The sequence below is a fragment of the Neisseria sp. HMSC061B04 genome, assembly GCF_001836705.1.
GTDB lineage: Bacteria > Pseudomonadota > Gammaproteobacteria > Burkholderiales > Neisseriaceae > Neisseria.
In genome coordinates this window covers 74,470-90,564 of the sequence record NZ_KV830180.1, presented here as the reverse complement: position 1 = coordinate 90,564, position 16,095 = coordinate 74,470, and the positions used below count along the sequence as shown (strand labels likewise).

At 47.6% G+C, this 16,095-nt stretch carries 14 protein-coding genes; 11 read left to right on the top strand and 3 right to left on the bottom strand.

Features of this window, described 5'->3' with window-relative positions; genetic code table 11:
• Positions 1-3 precede the first annotated feature (3 nt).
• On the bottom strand, positions 4-1,041 hold the full coding sequence (locus HMPREF2661_RS03240) for a rod shape-determining protein (RefSeq protein WP_039862245.1): 1,038 nt from the start codon (positions 1,039-1,041) through the stop codon (positions 4-6).
• 224 nt (positions 1,042-1,265) lie between these two features.
• On the opposite strand from HMPREF2661_RS03240, the gene gatC reads away from it, so the two are divergent.
• The 5 genes from gatC (at position 1,266) to HMPREF2661_RS03215 (ending at position 6,486) form a co-directional block, all read left to right on the top strand.
• Positions 1,266-1,556 (top strand): Asp-tRNA(Asn)/Glu-tRNA(Gln) amidotransferase subunit GatC, encoded by a 291-nt coding sequence (gene gatC, locus HMPREF2661_RS03235; protein ID WP_003685110.1) that lies wholly within the window; start codon positions 1,266-1,268, stop codon positions 1,554-1,556.
• 150 nt (positions 1,557-1,706) lie between these two features.
• Positions 1,707-3,155 (top strand): Asp-tRNA(Asn)/Glu-tRNA(Gln) amidotransferase subunit GatA, encoded by a 1,449-nt coding sequence (gatA, locus tag HMPREF2661_RS03230; RefSeq protein ID WP_070822331.1) that lies wholly within the window; start codon positions 1,707-1,709, stop codon positions 3,153-3,155.
• A 97-nt stretch (positions 3,156-3,252) separates the two neighbouring features.
• Positions 3,253-3,873, top strand: a complete 621-nt coding sequence (locus HMPREF2661_RS03225) for a trimeric intracellular cation channel family protein (protein ID WP_036490436.1) — start codon at positions 3,253-3,255, stop codon at positions 3,871-3,873.
• Between the two features lie 98 nt (positions 3,874-3,971).
• A complete protein-coding gene (gatB, locus tag HMPREF2661_RS03220) occupies positions 3,972-5,402 on the top strand; it encodes an Asp-tRNA(Asn)/Glu-tRNA(Gln) amidotransferase subunit GatB (RefSeq protein WP_049322898.1) in 1,431 nt (476 codons plus the stop codon).
• Between the two features lie 79 nt (positions 5,403-5,481).
• Positions 5,482-6,486 carry a 2Fe-2S iron-sulfur cluster-binding protein gene (locus tag HMPREF2661_RS03215; protein ID WP_049322899.1) on the top strand — a complete coding sequence of 335 codons (1,005 nt, stop codon included), beginning with the start codon at positions 5,482-5,484 and terminating at the stop codon, positions 6,484-6,486.
• 239 nt (positions 6,487-6,725) lie between these two features.
• Here the strand turns inward: HMPREF2661_RS03215 and HMPREF2661_RS03210 are convergent, their stop codons facing one another.
• Positions 6,726-8,834, bottom strand: a complete 2,109-nt coding sequence (locus tag HMPREF2661_RS03210; protein ID WP_049322900.1) for a LysM peptidoglycan-binding domain-containing protein — start codon at positions 8,832-8,834, stop codon at positions 6,726-6,728.
• Between the two features lie 156 nt (positions 8,835-8,990).
• On the opposite strand from HMPREF2661_RS03210, the gene HMPREF2661_RS03205 reads away from it, so the two are divergent.
• The 5 genes from HMPREF2661_RS03205 (at position 8,991) to HMPREF2661_RS03185 (ending at position 13,957) form a co-directional block, all read left to right on the top strand.
• Positions 8,991-9,650, top strand: a complete 660-nt coding sequence (locus tag HMPREF2661_RS03205) for a class I SAM-dependent methyltransferase (RefSeq protein WP_049322901.1) — start codon at positions 8,991-8,993, stop codon at positions 9,648-9,650.
• A 44-nt stretch (positions 9,651-9,694) separates the two neighbouring features.
• Positions 9,695-10,522: a bifunctional DNA-formamidopyrimidine glycosylase/DNA-(apurinic or apyrimidinic site) lyase gene (gene mutM, locus HMPREF2661_RS03200; protein ID WP_049322930.1), complete on the top strand. Its 828-nt coding sequence runs from the start codon at positions 9,695-9,697 to the stop codon at positions 10,520-10,522.
• A gap of 64 nt (positions 10,523-10,586) precedes the next feature.
• Positions 10,587-11,372, top strand: coding sequence for a 1-acylglycerol-3-phosphate O-acyltransferase (locus tag HMPREF2661_RS03195; RefSeq protein WP_070822330.1), 786 nt, complete (start codon positions 10,587-10,589; stop codon positions 11,370-11,372).
• A gap of 190 nt (positions 11,373-11,562) precedes the next feature.
• On the top strand, positions 11,563-12,300 hold the full coding sequence (locus tag HMPREF2661_RS03190; RefSeq protein WP_049348362.1) for a redoxin family protein: 738 nt from the start codon (positions 11,563-11,565) through the stop codon (positions 12,298-12,300).
• A 250-nt stretch (positions 12,301-12,550) separates the two neighbouring features.
• Complete coding sequence (locus tag HMPREF2661_RS03185) at positions 12,551-13,957, top strand: dihydrolipoyl dehydrogenase (protein WP_070822329.1); 1,407 nt, start codon at positions 12,551-12,553, stop codon at positions 13,955-13,957.
• A 79-nt stretch (positions 13,958-14,036) separates the two neighbouring features.
• Here HMPREF2661_RS03185 and HMPREF2661_RS03180 read toward each other — a convergent pair whose 3' ends face one another.
• Positions 14,037-15,167, bottom strand: a complete 1,131-nt coding sequence (locus HMPREF2661_RS03180; RefSeq protein ID WP_070822328.1) for a PilT/PilU family type 4a pilus ATPase — start codon at positions 15,165-15,167, stop codon at positions 14,037-14,039.
• Positions 15,168-15,370: 203 nt separating this feature from the next.
• On the opposite strand from HMPREF2661_RS03180, the gene HMPREF2661_RS03175 reads away from it, so the two are divergent.
• The gene (locus HMPREF2661_RS03175; RefSeq protein ID WP_070822327.1) at positions 15,371-16,072 is read left to right on the top strand and encodes a 5'-methylthioadenosine/adenosylhomocysteine nucleosidase; all 702 of its coding nucleotides are present in this window, start codon (positions 15,371-15,373) and stop codon (positions 16,070-16,072) included.
• The last annotated feature ends 23 nt before the right edge of the window (positions 16,073-16,095 follow it).

The following is a 16,095-nucleotide window of genomic DNA, read 5'->3' as shown; positions in this document are numbered from 1 at the left end:
ACCTTATGGGTTTTCCGTAAACACGGTATCCCATTTGCCGATATAGTCCAAAGCCTTACCGGCACCATAGGCGACGCAGTTTAGAGGCTGGTCGGCGATGCCGACGGGCAGGCCGGTTGCATCGGCCAAGACGGTATCGATACCGTGCAGAAGCGCACCACCGCCGGTCAGCATAATGCCGCGGTCGGCGATGTCGCCGGCCAGTTCGGGCGGAGCTTGTTCCAAAGCCAGACGGACGGCACGGATGATTTGATTTACCGTTTCACTCAATGCTTCACGGATTTCATTTGAGGTAACCGCCAAGGATTTGGGTGTACCTTCAGCCAGGTCGCGGCCCTTAATGCGCATGGCTGTTTCGGTTTCAAAACCAGAGGCCGAGCCGATTTGTTTCTTCAATTCTTCTGCCGTCGCTTCACCGATCAAGACACCGCGATGACGGCGCAGGTAATGGATGATGCTTTTGTCGAACTCATCGCCGGCTGCGCGGACCGAAGCGGAATAGGCCATACCGCCCAGTGAAAGGATACCGATTTCAGTTGTACCACCGCCAATATCGACAATCATCGAACCTGCCGCATCTTCAATCGGCAAGCCCGCGCCTAAAGCGGCGGCCATCGGTTCTTCAATCAAATGCACGCTTGCCGCGCCGGCGGCAAACGCTGAATCTAAAATTGCTTTACGTTCCACTTGGGTAGAGCCGCCCGGAACACAGATAACCACACGGGGCGGAACCAAAGACCGTCCTTCGGTGGCTTTTTTAATCAACATACCCAGCATACGTTCGGTAATCACAAAATCGGCAATCACGCCGTCCCTCATCGGACGGACGATTTCAATATTGCGCGGCGCACGGCCCTGCATTTTTTTGGCTTCCGTACCAACCGCCATGATTTTACTTTTATTGCCCGCGCCGGATTGAATCGCAACCATGGACGGCTCATCCAAAACAATTCCTTTGCCGCGTACAAAAATCAGCGTGTTGGCCGTGCCCAAGTCGATGGCAATATCATTAGAGAGGAAACGAGATAAAAGACGAAACATAGGATACCTGAAATTCCGGCCCAGCCCGGATGTGTTTAGCGTTATTTAAAATAAGAAAAACAGGTACACGGTTTAAGACGGATAAATGCACCCTGAAAAGGCCGTCTGAATCAAAACACCATGCCAACCTGTTTGGTTTTCGGTTATAATTCTTCGCTTCATAGAAGACGAAATGCAATGATACCCCAAACCCAAGGTGCATTGCTATCAGACAAGGATTTTTTATGGCTTTAAGCTTAAATGATGTGGAAAAAATCGCAAAACTCTCGCGCCTCACTTTAACGGACGAAGAAAAAAACAAAACGCTTGCCGAGTTGAACGACATTTTCGCCATGGTTGAAAATATGCAAAGCGTCAATACCGACGGCATCGAACCCATGGCGCATCCGCACGAAGCCGCTTTGCGCCTGCGCGAAGATAAAGTGACTGAAACCGACCATGCCGCCGAATATCAGGCGGTTGCCCCCGAAGTGCGCAATCGTCTGTATATCGTTCCTCAAGTGATTGAGGAATAAGGTTTCAGACGGCCTTTGCTTATCGGCAAACCCCTATTGCAAGGCCATCTGAAAGGATATTCTGTTCAGACGGCCCGATTTATTGATTTAAACGGATGTTTTCAATATCTGTTTTGAAAGCAAAAACTGTTTTATAGAAAGTACGGCACAATGACCGCTTACACGCTCAAACAAGCCAGCAGCCTGCTGCAATCCAAACAAATTTCCGCAGTCGAATTGGCGACCGAATATTTGGCCGCCATTGCTGCGAAAAACCCTGCCATCAACGGCTACGTTACCATCGATCAAGATAAGACCCTTGCTGAGGCCAAAGCAGCCGATGCGCGTATCGCAGCCGGTAATGCAACGGCTTTGACCGGTGTGCCGGTTGCTTACAAAGATATTTTCTGCCAAACAGGTTGGCGCAGTGCATGCAGCTCCAAAATGTTGGATAACTTTGTTTCTCCTTATACTGCCACTGTGGTGCAAAACCTGTTGGATGCCGGCATGGTTACTCTCGGCCGTACCAATATGGATGAATTTGCCATGGGTTCGACCAATGAGACTTCGTTCTACGGTGCAACCAAAAACCCATGGAATTTTGAACATGTTCCCGGCGGTTCGTCAGGCGGTTCGGCTGCCGTGATTGCAGCGCGTTTGGCACCGGCTGCTTTGGGTTCGGATACCGGCGGTTCCATCCGTCAGCCTGCATCGCATTGCGGTATTACCGGTATTAAGCCGACTTACGGTACGGTTTCACGCTTCGGTATGGTTGCCTATGCTTCCAGCTTCGACCAAGCCGGCCCTATGGCGCAAACGGCCGAAGACTGCGCGATTTTGTTGAACGCCATGGCCAGCTTTGACGAGCGTGATTCCACCAGTTTGGAACGCGACAAAGAAGATTACACCCGTGATTTGGACAAGCCGCTCAAAGGGTTGAAAATCGGTTTGCCTAAAGAATATTTCGGCGAAGGCGCGGATGCCGATGTTCAGACGGCCTTGCAAAGCGTTATTGATTTGCTCAAAGCACAAGGCGCGGAGACTGTTGAAGTTTCCTTGCCGCAAACATCATTGTCGATTCCCGCTTATTACGTTCTCGCCTCCGCTGAAGCAAGTACCAACTTGTCCCGTTTTGACGGCGTACGTTATGGCCATCGTGCAGCACAATTCGGCGATTTGGAAGAAATGTACAGCAACACCCGTGCCGAAGGTTTCGGTAGCGAGGTCAAACGCCGTATCATGATCGGTACTTATGTATTGAGTCATGGTTACTATGATGCTTATTACCTGAAAGCGCAAAAACTGCGCCGTCTGGTTGCCAATGATTTTCAGACGGCCTTTGGTCAATGTGATTTCATTTTGGCGCCGACTGCACCGACTGCAGCGCCGAAACTCGGCAGCGACATCCACGATCCTGTGCAAATGTACTTATCCGATATTTACACCATCGCCGTGAACCTTGCCGGTTTGCCTGCACTGACCCTGCCTGCCGGTTTCAGCGCAAACGGTCTGCCGATTGGTGTGCAATTTATCGGCAACTATTTCTCCGAAGCCAAAATTTTGGGTGCCGCACATCAGGTTCAACTGAACAGCGATTGGCATACTAAAGCACCGGAATAATGTTTTAGGGCCTTGATGGATTCAAGGCCGTCTGAAAATAAACCATAAAAAGCGCCTGAATCATTTAGGCGCTGCAAATTATAGATATTTAAAAATCATGACAACCACCGACTTCATCCAAATCATTGGGACAGCCGCGTTTGCCATTTCCGGCTATTTGGTCGGCTACAACAAGCGATTGGATGTACTCGGTGTCGTCATTACCGCGTTACTGACGGCTGTCGGCGGCGGCATGATACGCGACGGCTTGGTCGGCCGGATTCCGCAAGTGTTTTTGCAAACCGATGCGCTGATTGTTGTGTTTGCCACACTGGCCATTGCATGGTTGGTAAGGGTGCAACGCTATCGCAGCACCTACTTGGCCGCTGCTTTTATTATTGCCGATGCCATCGGTTTGGCTGCGTTTAGTATTACCGGCGCACAAATCGGCATGGCTTTGCAGCTTAATCTGTTCGGCGTTATTTCTTTGGCTTTTGTGACTGCCGTTGGCGGCGGTATTGCACGCGATATTTTGGTCAATGACGTGCCGATGATTTTGCGTACCGACCTTTACGGCAGCGTGGCCATTTTGATTGGCGGACTGATTTATCTGTTCGGGCGTTTGGGCTGGATTAATATTTTTACGTTAAACCTGCTCTTTGCCGGCGGCTTGTTGTTTCGCCTGACTGCATACCGTTTCCATTGGCAACTGCCCGGTTTCCAACGCCGCAGGAAATAAACTTATCTTACAGACGGCCTGTTATGTTTTTTATTTAGGCCGTCTGAAAACGAATCATTCATTTAACCGATTAACTTTTTTTCGACAGAAAGACCCTTATGACTTGGGAAACCGTAATCGGACTGGAAATCCACGTCCAACTCAACACCCAATCCAAAATCTTCAGCGGCGCATCCACTGCATTCGGTGCCGAGCCTAATGCCCATGCCAGCGTGGTTGAGTGTGCGTTGCCGGGCGTATTGCCGGTAATGAACCGCGAAGTCGTCGAAAAAGCCATCAAACTCGGTTTGGCTTTGGATGCGAAAATCAATCAGAAAAACGTGTTCGACCGTAAAAACTATTTCTATCCTGATTTGCCGAAAGGCTATCAAATCAGCCAGTTGGATTTGCCGATTGTTGAACACGGCAAACTGGAAATCGTAGTGGGCGACGAGGTTAAAACCATCAATGTTACTCGTGCGCACATGGAAGAAGATGCGGGTAAATCCGTACATGAAGGTTTGAACGGTGCCACCGGTATCGACTTGAACCGTGCCGGTACGCCTTTATTGGAAGTTGTCTCCGAGCCTGAAATGCGTTCCGCAGCCGAAGCTGTGGCGTATGCTAAAGCGTTGCACGGTTTGGTAACGTGGCTGGATATTTGCGACGGCAATATGGCGGAAGGCTCGTTCCGCGTCGATGCCAACGTTTCTGTACGTCCAAAAGGCCAGGCCGAGTTCGGTACGCGTCGAGAAATTAAAAACCTCAATTCTTTCCGCTTCTTGGAGCAAGCCATCAATTATGAAGTGGAAGCGCAAATCGAAATTTTGGAAGACGGCGGTAAAGTACAGCAGGCAACCATGCTGTTTGACCCTGAAAAAGGCGAAACCCGTGTGATGCGTTTGAAAGAAGATGCGCACGATTACCGTTATTTCCCAGATCCGGATTTGCTGCCTGTCATTATTTCAGACGGCCAATTGCAAAAGGCCAAAGAGCAAATGCCTGAGTTGCCGCATGAAATGGCAGCGCGTTTTGTTGCCGATTACGGCGTGTCCGACTATGATGCGCGCCTGTTGACTGCGAGCCGTGCTCAAGCTGCCTATTTTGAAGAAGCTGCCAAAGCCTGCGGCCAAGGTAAATTAACGGCAAACTGGATGAACGGCGAGCTTGCCGCCACCTTGAACAAAGAAGGTTTGGAATTGGCTGAAAGCCCGATTACGGCTTCACGCCTTGCCGAGTTGGTTGCCAAAGTTGCGGACGGAACATTGAGCAGCAAACTGGCGAAAAAAGCTTTTGAAGCGATGTGGGCTGAGCCTGAAGCAGGTATTGCCGAAATCATCGAAAAACATGGTTTGCAACAGATTACCGACACTGGCGCAATTGAAGCGATGGTGGATGAAGTGTTGGCAAACAATGCGAAAGCCATTGAGCAATTCCGTTCCGGTAATGAAAAAGCCTTAAATGCGATTGTCGGCCAGGTGATGAAAGCAAGTAAAGGCAAGGCCAATCCGGCTCAGGTTCAAGAGTTGATTAAAGCCAAATTGGCTTGATAGATAGGACAGGCCGTCTGAAAACAGGTTTTATTTTCAGACGGCCTTTGTTTTTGATAATAAATTTATTCTAAATACCATGACACATACCATTACCTTACCAGATCAAACTACATTTACGGCGAATGAGGACGAAACGGTTCTTGCTGCTGCAACCCGTCAGAATTTAAATTTGCCTCATTCTTGCAAAAGCGGTGCCTGCGGACAGTGTAAGGCTGAGTTGATTAGTGGCGAATTTGAAATGGGCAAGCATATTGATAAAGCCATCAGTGAAGAAGAAAAAGCGCAGGGCAAAGTGTTATTGTGCTGTACCACTGCGAAGAGCGACCTCAAAATCAATGTGCCAGGTTTTAATCAAAATGCTTTGCCGGTACGCACATTGCCGGCACGTATTGAAAACATTGAAATTAAACACGATGTTGCTTTGCTCAAACTGGCTTTGCCTAAAGCGCCGCCATTTGCATTTTATGCCGGGCAATATATTGATTTGCTGCTTCCCGGCAATATCAGCCGCAGCTATTCAATCGCCAATTCGCCTGATCAAGAAGGCATTTTGGAACTGCATATCCGCAACCGTGAAAACGGCGTGTGCTCAGAAATGATTTTTGGGGCAGAGCCTAAAATCAAAGAGAAAGGCATTGTCCGTGTCAAAGGGCCATTAGGTACATTCACTTTGCAACAAGACAGCAATAAACCGATGATTTTGTTGGCAACGGGTACAGGTTATGCCCCTATTCGCAGTATTTTGCTTGATTTGATTCGTCAGAATAGCGAGCGTCAGGTTCATTTTTACTGGGGAGCACGTCAACAGGCGGATCTGTACGCATTAGAAGAAGTCGAAGCATTAATAGGCCGTCTGAAAAATGCAAAATTTTCGCCGGTTCTTTCTAAGCCTGATTCCGATTGGAAAGGGGAGAATGGATACGTGCAAAACGTTGCCGCACAAAATTATCCTGATTTGAGCCAATATGAAGTTTATGCTTGCGGGTCACCAGCCATGACGGAGAGTGCGCAAAGTTTGCTGACTCAAAAATGCGCTTTACCGGAAGCTGCCTTCTTCTGTGATGCTTTTTCACCGGCATAGGAATATATTTTACGGAATTCATATGTTTGAATATGGATGTTAAGAGTAGAGTCTGACGGTAATCCGTTTGAGAAAGAGGGTGTTTTTACACACTCTCTTTTCTATATAGTAATTTTCAAAAAATATTTTTATCTTAAAGAGAAGGCTATTCTGTTTGTCATCAAACATTAACTTGATTATCTATCATAAAGAAAAAGGCCGTCTGAATCTTTCAGACGGCCTTTGTTTTAAAGCTAATATTAGCTACCAATCAGTTTCAAACGTTGACCGGGAGATACAGTACGGGTATTGCGGTTCCAACGACGGATATCGTTAATATCAACATTGAAACGGCTGGCGATGGTGTTCAGGGTATCGCCTTTACGTACAGTGTAGGAAACGTTTTGAACCGGGTTGCTGCGGACTTTTGCCGGAGCGGCTGTAACACGGAGGATTTGGCCTTTTTTGATATTGTTGCCTTTGATGTTGTTGGCAATAATCAAATCGGCTACGCTCAGGTTATAGCGTTTGGAGATGTTAAACAACGTATCGCCATCTGCCACACGGTGTGTACCTGCTTCAAGTGCTGCTGTTTGTGTGTTTTGCTGACCGCTTACACGGGCAAGACGCGCATTGATGCGGCTTTGTTGTTTAACGGTATTGGCTGCGATACGTGCGGCACGAGCGCTTTCGGCGGTAACAACAGTTTGAACTTGTTTGTTCTCCGGTGTGGCCTCGGCAACAGTCGCTGAAGATTCCTCTGCCGGTCGGCTTTGTACCAATGCCATCAGGTCGTCATGCTCTTCTAGAACCGGTGCAGTAGCAACAGATTCAACTGCTGGAGTAGTGGCTGCATCGTTTGCGGCAACAGTCGGTGCGGTCAAGTCTGCAGGGATGGCTGATTTGGGCGCTTCTGCAACATTTTTAGCAACGGTCTCGGTAGTCGCATGGGTCATGGCTGTAACTGGGGCGGCCACTTCCACATTTGCAACTTGAGGTTGGGCTTTAGTTTCTGTTACCGCTACGGAATTAACGTTTTCAGCTTTGCTGCGTGCAATAAAGTCAACCGGTTTGCTGGATTGTGGAACAACAGGTGCAACAATATTGGTCACGGTATTTTGAGCGACTTTAACCGGTTCTACTGCGTTGGAAGCAATAATCGGAGACATGGCCGGCATATTGGATTGGTAAGTATCCGGCGTATTGTCTTTATCGATGAAGTTAATGATGTCCTGGCTTTGGCTTGCTGAATTTTTAGCCACCAAAATGCTGCGGCCTTCAGAAACAGCGCTACCGCTCAGGCCGTTGAGGCGTTTGAGTTCGGCAACGCTCATACCGGTATCGTTGGCAATGGCATTCAGTTTTTTGTTACCCAAAGAAGTATAAATATCCCAAGACATCAGGGTATCCGGGTTGGCATTGCGGTAGTTCTTTTCAAATGTGGAAACCGCAGCAACCGGCAACAACAGACGACGGTTGTTTTTAGGGATGAATACAGGCGCATTGAAACCCGGGTTGAGTGCCAACAATTCGCTTTCGCTGATGTTTGCAAAGCGGGCGATTGTGCTGTTATCAATAGGTTTGTCGATGCTGATAGATTTGAAATACGGCTGGTTGCTGATTTCGCTGATATTCATGCCGAAGGTTTGCGGATTGGCAACGATATTGCGGACGGCCAAAAGTTTGGGAACGTAATTGCGTGTTTCGTTCGGCATACGCAGGTTTTCGTATGTCGGCTCCAAACCTTGCGCGCGGGCGCGGTTGACGGCACGTCCGACATTGCCTTCGCCCCAGTTGTAAGCGGCAAGCGCCAAAGACCAGTCGCCGAACATGCCGTGCAGGTATTGCAGGTAGTTCAATGCGGCATCGGTAGCGGCGTAAATATCGTGGCGGCCATCATACAAAGGTGTCTTTTCCAAGCCGAAATGGCGGCCGGTAGCCGGCATAAATTGCCACAGGCCGGATGCGCCGACGTGTGATTTGGCTTTGGTTACGAATGCGCTTTCAATGAAAGGCAGCAAAGCGATTTCGGCGGGCATATTGCGTTTTTTAACTTCATTGGCAATATGGTACATATAAGGTTTGCTGCGTGAGATGGTGCGGTCGAAATATGCGCTGTTTGCAGCAAATTTGTTTTCATGGCGGCGAACCAGTTCTGTGTTGACTTCGTTGATGCGGAAGTCTTTACGCAACGATGCCCATAAGCTGCCGGAGCCGAAGGTTTGTGCTTTGGCTTGGTCGAGCAGGGCGGAGTTGAGGCGCATCATGGCCATGCCGACTTGGTTGGGTGTAGCGTTTTGTGCGTAGGCTGTGGCGGAAACCGCCGACAGGCTTGAAACGGTCAGAGCGATGGTTTTTAGTTTTGCCATAGTAAATAAAGTTATCAAATATATAATAAAATTTCGTCTTTTTGATAGTATCGTTTCAGCATTTAAACGTCAAGTCGAGCAGGGAATTTGCTTGTGTGATGTGGCCGTGGTGTTAAAATTCTGTCACACAAGTCGGGATGCATAGGGGAGCCTTGAATGGAAGTTTTTTTTATGCAAACGCCAATGGGGCAATATCTTGCTCAAAAAGAGGCGGATTTTTTCAGACGGCATTTGCAGTATTTGAATAGGCAGGTGGCGGTTCAATTGGGCGGTGTGTGGCAGAGGCCGTCTGAAAACATGATTGTAGTGCCCCGCGATGTGCGGATGGATGCTGAAATGTTGGCATTTGAAACACATTCCGTGGATGTATTATTGATGCCTCATCTTTTGGAAGTTTCATCTGCGGATTTGGTGTTGCAAGAAGCGTTTAGGGTATTAAATTCTGAAGGAAGGTTGATTTTGACGGGGTTCAACCCTAAATCTTTGTGGGGATTGAGCTCTTGGTTTGATGGGGAAAAGCTGCCTTTGAAATCTCAATGCTTGGCTCTGGCCGAGTTGAAACGAAAAATTGCGGATATTGGTTTTGAAATGGAATATGGGCAGTTTATGGATTATCTGCCTGCTGTGAATTCGCCTTCTGCTTTGAAGTTTTGGCGGTTTATGGAAAAGGCGGGGGATAGGTGGTGGCCGCAGTGTGCGGCGGTTTATGGGATGGTATTAACGAAACATTTGATTGGTGTCCATCCTTTGCCTGAATTGGAATCTGCATTTGATGGCAATACGGTTGCTTTAAGTACGGCACGTTTGGCCGAATAGTTCTCAGACGGCCTGTATATTAATGATAAATTTGGAGAATAATGATGCCTGAATTACCTGAGGTGGAAACGACTTTACGCGGGATAGAGCCGCATATTGATGGCAAAAAGATAGCAAAAGTCACTATCCGCCAGTTTAAATTGAGATGGCCTATTCATCCAAACTTGGCGCAAATTTTGGCCGGCCGCAAAGTTTTGGCATGCAACCGGCGTGCGAAGTATTTGATTATTACTTTTGAAACGGGTATTTTACTTATTCATTTGGGCATGTCCGGCAGTTTGCGGATTTTTACCGCCGATGATGATCGTATCGCTACGCCGGATAAACACGATCATTTGGATTTTGTATTTGATGACGGTACCGTATTGCGTTATCACGACCCGCGTAAATTTGGTGCGGTATTGTGGTATGAAGGTATTGCCGAACATCATCCTCTGTTGGAAAAACTGGGGCCGGAGCCGCTCTCGGAGGCGTTTGATGCAAATTACCTGTATCAGAAATTGAAAACGCAGAAGCGTGCGGTCAAATTGGCGCTGATGGATAATGCGGTGGTGGTTGGCGTTGGCAATATTTATGCGAATGAAAGTCTGTTTAAGGCGGGTATTTCGCCATTGCGTCCGGCGAATAAGCTGACCAAGAAAGAATGCGCATTATTGGTGGAAACCGTTAAAGCGGTTCTGCAAAGGGCGATTGAAACCGGCGGCAGTACGCTGCGGGACTTTGTCAATAGCGATGGAAAAAGCGGCTACTTTCAGCAGGAATATACGGTCTATGGCCGCCACAATGAGCCTTGTGTCCAATGTGGCGGGTTGATTTTTAAAGAAACTTTGGGGCAGCGTGGAACATTTTATTGTCCAAATTGCCAGAAATAGTTTCAGACGGCCTTAAATGTCAGAGGCCGTCTGAAAATAATGAACACAATACAGAAGAAATTTTATGTCTAAACAAAAAGCTCCTTTTTTAAAACGACTGGGCAGGCTTTGCCGTTTGGCGGCTTGGTTGTTCCGAACCGGCCGGAATTTGCGTGCCATCGATGGCAATAATGCAGAGGAACGCAATCATGCTGTGGTTGTTTTGGGAAAAGGTGCGTTGGATGCTTTGGATATCGAATTGGAAATCGGCGTACCGCCTCAAGGAAATGTGAGCGGTACATTGGTAGTGGCCAACCATGTGTCTTGGTTGGATATTTTTGCCATGAGCGCCGTTTATCCGAGCAGTTTTATTGCCAAACAGGAAATCAGCGGTTGGCCGGTTTTGGGAAAAATGGGTAAAAATGCCGGCACGGTGTTTATCAACCGCAATTCCCGCCGAGATATTGAGCCGATTAATCAGGCGATTTGCGCGGCATTGAAAGCAGGACAGAATGTCAGCTTTTTCCCTGAGGCGCGCACTTCTTCCGGCTTGGGTATTTTGCCGTTTAAAGCAGCCCTGTTTCAATCGGCAATTGATGCGAAAGCGCCGATTCAGGCAGTAACCTTGCGCTATTATGATGGCGAAGGACAACGGACGGATTTGCCATCCTATGCGGAGGTAAACCTGTTTCAATCTTTATGGCGTATTGTTTCGATGAAGAAAATCCGTATCCGTTTGGATTTCTCGCCTCAATACAAACCGACAGATATGCCGGATAAAGACCGCTATGCTTTGAAAGATATTGCGGAAAAAGCCATCGGTGAAATTGTGGCTTCGGATTCTCCCGTTCAACCTTTACCTAAAAAATAATTTCGGTCAGGTACTTGTTTTCTTTCAGATAGCCTTTATTTAATGAGTTAGCTGTTTTCGGTTGGATTAATTTGATAGTTTAATATAATTAATATTATTTGAACTATAAATTATACAAATCGATAGGCCTGCATTACAATACAAGCATTGATTCATTTCTCTAACCCGAATTTTTAAAAGGAGCTTAAAAATGGCTTTGCAAGATCGTACCGGTCAAAAAGTACCTTCCGTAGTATTCCGCACTCGTGTCGGCGACACTTGGAAAGATGTTTCTACTGATGATTTGTTCAAAGGCAAAAAAGTAGTCGTGTTCTCTCTGCCTGGCGCATTTACTCCGACTTGCTCTTCTTCACACCTGCCACGTTACAACGAATTGTTCGGCGCGTTCAAAGAAAACGGTGTTGACGCTATCTACTGCGTATCTGTAAACGACACTTTCGTAATGAACGCTTGGGCCGCTGAAGAAGAAGCTGACAACATCTACATGATCCCTGATGGCAACGGTGAATTCACTGAAGGCATGGGCATGTTGGTTGGCAAAGAAGACTTGGGCTTCGGCAAACGCTCTTGGCGTTACTCCATGCTGGTTAATGACGGCGTGATTGAAAAAATGTTTATCGAACCTGAAGAACCAGGCGATCCTTTCAAAGTGTCTGACGCTGACACTATGTTGAAATACATTGCTCCTGACTGGAAAGCTCAAGAGTCTGTTGCCATCTTCACCAAACCTGGCTGCCAATTCTGTGCTAAAGCTAAAAAAGCTTTGCAAGACAAAGGCTTGTCTTACGAAGAAATCGTATTGGGTAAAGATGCAACTGTTACTTCCGTACGCGCTATTACCGGCAAGATGACTGCTCCTCAAGTATTCATCGGCGGCAAATACATCGGCGGCAGCGAAGACTTGGAAGCTTACTTGGCTAAAAACTAATTGCCTGTATGCTTGAGACGGTTTGAAAAGGCCGTCTGAAAGATAAAATATAGAGTTATTCAGACGGCGTTTATAATTCGGCGTTCTGAATAACTCTATATTCGCAAGTAGAATTTGAGATTATTGTTTTAAATCGATATTTAGTAATTGGCTATTAATTTTTATTTTTCGATAGTTAATAATTTTTTCCGTCTGAAACTGAATAAGCTGATGGCAATATCGGTTTGGATAGAGACAGTAAGGATAAAATATGAAAAAGATTCAAGCAGATGTGGTGGTACTGGGTGGCGGTACAGCCGGTATGGGCGCATTTCGCAATGCCCGCCTTCATACAGACAATGTTTACCTGATTGAAAATAACGTGTTCGGCACGACCTGTGCGCGTGTCGGCTGCATGCCTTCCAAACTCTTGATTGCCGCCGCAGAAGCGCGCCATCATGCTTTGCATACCGATCCGTTTGGCGTGCATTTGGACAAAGACAGCATCGTCGTCAACGGCGAAGAAGTCATGCAACGCGTCAAATCCGAACGCGACCGTTTTGTCGGTTTTGTGGTCAGCGATGTAGAAGAGTGGCCTGCCGACAAGCGCATTATGGGTACGGCAAAATTTGTTGACGAACACACCGTCCAAATTGATGACCATACGCAAATTACTGCAAAAAGTTTTGTGATTGCCACCGGTTCGCGTCCTGTGATTTTCCCTCAGTGGGAAGCTTTGGGCGATCGCTTGGTTGTAAACGATGATGTTTTCTCTTGGGATACTTTGCCTAAAAGCGTGGCTGTATTCGGCCCCGGCGTTATCGGCTTAGAGTTGGGTCAGGCTTTGCACCGTTTGGGCGTGAAAGTTGAGATTTTCGGCGTAGGCGGAGCCATCGGCGGCATTTCCGACCCTGTTGTCGCTGAAGAAGCCAAAGCTGTGTTTGGCGAAGAGTTGGCTTTACATCTGGATGCTAAAACCGAGGTTAAACTTGACGCAGACGGCAATGTTGAAGTTCATTGGGAACAAGACGGCGAAAAAGGTGTGTTCGTTGCCGAATATATACTGGCAGCCGTAGGCCGTCGTCCGAACGTGGACAATATCGGTTTGGAAAACCTGACTATCGAGAAAGATGCGCGCGGCGTACCTGTTGCCGATCCGCTGACCATGCAAACCAGCATTCCGCATATCTTCATCGCAGGCGATGCGTCCAATCAATTGCCTCTGCTGCATGAAGCTGCCGACCAAGGCAAAATTGCCGGCGACAATGCGGGCCGCTATCCGAATATCGGCGGTGGTTTGCGCCGCAGTGTAATCGGCGTGGTGTTCACCAATCCGCAAATTGCCTCTGTCGGCTTGAAATATGCACAAGTTGCGGCGAAATATCAACCTGACGAGTTTGTTATCGGCGAAGTTTCCTTCCGAAACCAAGGCCGCAGCCGCGTTATGTTGGTAAACAAAGGCCATATGCGTTTGTATGCCGAAAAAGCGACCGGCCGTTTCATTGGTGCGGAAGTTGTCGGCCCTGCTGCCGAACATTTGGCACACTTGATGGCTTGGGCGCATCAAATGAAAATGACGATTCCGCAAATGTTGGATATGCCGTTCTACCATCCGGTTATCGAGGAAGGTTTGCGCACTGCATTGCGTGATGCCGATGCAAAACTGAAACAGGCTTGATTATTTGATGGAATAAAGGCCGTCTGAAACCCGCAATGAGGTTTCAGGCGGCCTTTTTTATACTTTGAAGCTTTTACTTTTAAATCAATTCTAAATCCGGGCCGGCATTTTGTGCGCGACGGCTTCGTAATTGAATGTCTAGGCGCAAATCGTGTGCGGAGTCGGCATTTTTAATAGCGTCTTGATAGCTGATATCGCCGTTTTCATACAAATCATACAAGGCTTGGTCAAAAGTAATCATGCCCATACCGGTTGATTTTTTCATCATTTCTTTGATGTTGTGGACTTCGCCTTTGCGAATCAAGTCGGCAATAATGGGCGAATTGAGCAAAACCTCGACAGCCGCTACGCGTCCCCGTCCGCTTTCACGGGGAATCAGGCGTTGTGAAATAAAGGCTTGCAGGTTGAGCGATAAATCGGTTAGCAATTGGTTACGGCGCTCTTCGGGGAAGAAGTTGATGATGCGGTCGAGCGCTTGGTTGGTACTGTTGGCGTGCAGTGTTGCCATACACAAATGGCCGGTTTCCGCGAAGGAAATGGCGTAGTCCATGGTCTCGCGGTCGCGGATTTCGCCAATCAGGATAACATCCGGCGCTTGGCGCAGGGTATTTTTCAATGCAATCGGCCAATTTTCGGTATCCACGCCGATTTCGCGTTGGGTGATGATGCAGTTTTTATGTTGGTGGATAAATTCAATCGGATCTTCGATGGTGATAATGTGGTCGAAGCTGTTTTCGTTTCGATAGTCGATAAGGGAGGCGAGGGAAGTGGACTTGCCCGAACCTGTACCACCGACAAAAATAACCAGACCGCGTTTTCTGAGGGCGATGTCTTTCAGAATCGGCGGCAGATTGAGTGTTTCAAATTTAGGGATATTGCTGGTAATAGAGCGGAACACCAAAGCAGTTGCGCCGCGTTGAACCATGGCATTGACACGGAAGCGGCTGGTATCGGGCAGGCTGATGGCGAAATTGCATTCGTTGGTGGTAGAAAATTCTTCGATTTGTTTGGAAGACATAATCGAAAAAGCGATTTCCATACATTTTTCAGCGCTTAACGGCTCATTGGTCAGTCGCATGATTTTGCCGTCCACTTTCATGGCCGGCGGGAAATTGGTGGTAATGAAAAGGTCGGAGCCTTTGTATTTGTTCATGTGGCGTAGCCAAGTGAACAATTCTTCTTTTGCGCCCGGAGTATTTTCGTCAAACATAAGAATTTAGATAGTTAATGTTAAGTTATTTTATTGAAAATAATTATAACAGAAGCAATCATTATTTGCTGTTTTGCCGCTAGAGCGGCTATCTGTTTTAAATTGAGTGTCGTGCTGGGAATATAGCAGATTTTTCAGCATCCCTGTGATTTTAAATTCTGCTGTTATAATGTTGCCCGATTAGTGAACGGAAAGGTAGCAAGATGTCAGTACAAACAATTGCCGTGGTCGGCGCAATGGAACAGGAAATCGAGCTTTTGCGTGAAAGCATGGCCGATGTCAAGCATGTGTCCTTCGGTAAATTCTCGGCATATGAAGGCGAATTGGCCGGAAAACGCACGGTTTTGGTTTTGAGCGGTATCGGTAAGGTCAATGCGGCGGTTTCGACTTCTTGGGTTATTCATCAGTTTGCACCGGATTGCGTCATCAATACCGGCAGCGCAGGCGGTTTGGGCAAAGGGCTGAAGGTTGGCGATGTGGTCATCGGCGAAACTGTGGCGCATCATGATGTTGATGTAACGGCTTTTGGTTATGTTTGGGGGCAAGTGCCGCAACTTCCTGCCGTGTTCGCATCGGATGCAAACTTGATTCGCCAAGCAGAAAAGGCGGCGCAAGTGTTTGAAGGTGCGGCCGTAACGCAAGGTTTAATTGTCAGTGGCGACCGTTTTGTACACAGCAGCGAAGGTGTCGCGGAAATCCGCAGTCATTTCCCAGAAGTCAAAGCAGTGGAAATGGAAGCTGCGGCGATTGCGCAAACCTGTCATCAATTGGAAGTGCCTTTTGTGATTATTCGCGCGGTATCTGATTCGGCAGATGAGAAAGCGGACATCAGCTTTGAAGAGTTTTTGAAAACGGCTGCCGTCAGCTCGGCGAAGATGGTGACCGAGATTGTCAAATCGCTATAAAATCATGCAGAAGCGTTGAATTT

Bases quoted from the DNA above. Each gene is read 5' to 3' on its own strand.
- HMPREF2661_RS03240 (WP_039862245.1), bottom strand. From the start codon at position 1,041: ATGTTTCGTCTTTTATCTCGTTTCCTCTCTAATGATATTGCCATCGAC.
- gatC (WP_003685110.1), top strand. From the start codon at position 1,266: ATGGCTTTAAGCTTAAATGATGTGGAAAAAATCGCAAAACTCTCGCGC.
- gatA (WP_070822331.1), top strand. From the start codon at position 1,707: ATGACCGCTTACACGCTCAAACAAGCCAGCAGCCTGCTGCAATCCAAA.
- HMPREF2661_RS03225 (WP_036490436.1), top strand. From the start codon at position 3,253: ATGACAACCACCGACTTCATCCAAATCATTGGGACAGCCGCGTTTGCC.
- gatB (WP_049322898.1), top strand. From the start codon at position 3,972: ATGACTTGGGAAACCGTAATCGGACTGGAAATCCACGTCCAACTCAAC.
- HMPREF2661_RS03215 (WP_049322899.1), top strand. From the start codon at position 5,482: ATGACACATACCATTACCTTACCAGATCAAACTACATTTACGGCGAAT.
- HMPREF2661_RS03210 (WP_049322900.1), bottom strand. From the start codon at position 8,834: ATGGCAAAACTAAAAACCATCGCTCTGACCGTTTCAAGCCTGTCGGCG.
- HMPREF2661_RS03205 (WP_049322901.1), top strand. From the start codon at position 8,991: ATGGAAGTTTTTTTTATGCAAACGCCAATGGGGCAATATCTTGCTCAA.
- mutM (WP_049322930.1), top strand. From the start codon at position 9,695: ATGCCTGAATTACCTGAGGTGGAAACGACTTTACGCGGGATAGAGCCG.
- HMPREF2661_RS03195 (WP_070822330.1), top strand. From the start codon at position 10,587: ATGTCTAAACAAAAAGCTCCTTTTTTAAAACGACTGGGCAGGCTTTGC.
- HMPREF2661_RS03190 (WP_049348362.1), top strand. From the start codon at position 11,563: ATGGCTTTGCAAGATCGTACCGGTCAAAAAGTACCTTCCGTAGTATTC.
- HMPREF2661_RS03185 (WP_070822329.1), top strand. From the start codon at position 12,551: ATGAAAAAGATTCAAGCAGATGTGGTGGTACTGGGTGGCGGTACAGCC.
- HMPREF2661_RS03180 (WP_070822328.1), bottom strand. From the start codon at position 15,167: ATGTTTGACGAAAATACTCCGGGCGCAAAAGAAGAATTGTTCACTTGG.
- HMPREF2661_RS03175 (WP_070822327.1), top strand. From the start codon at position 15,371: ATGTCAGTACAAACAATTGCCGTGGTCGGCGCAATGGAACAGGAAATC.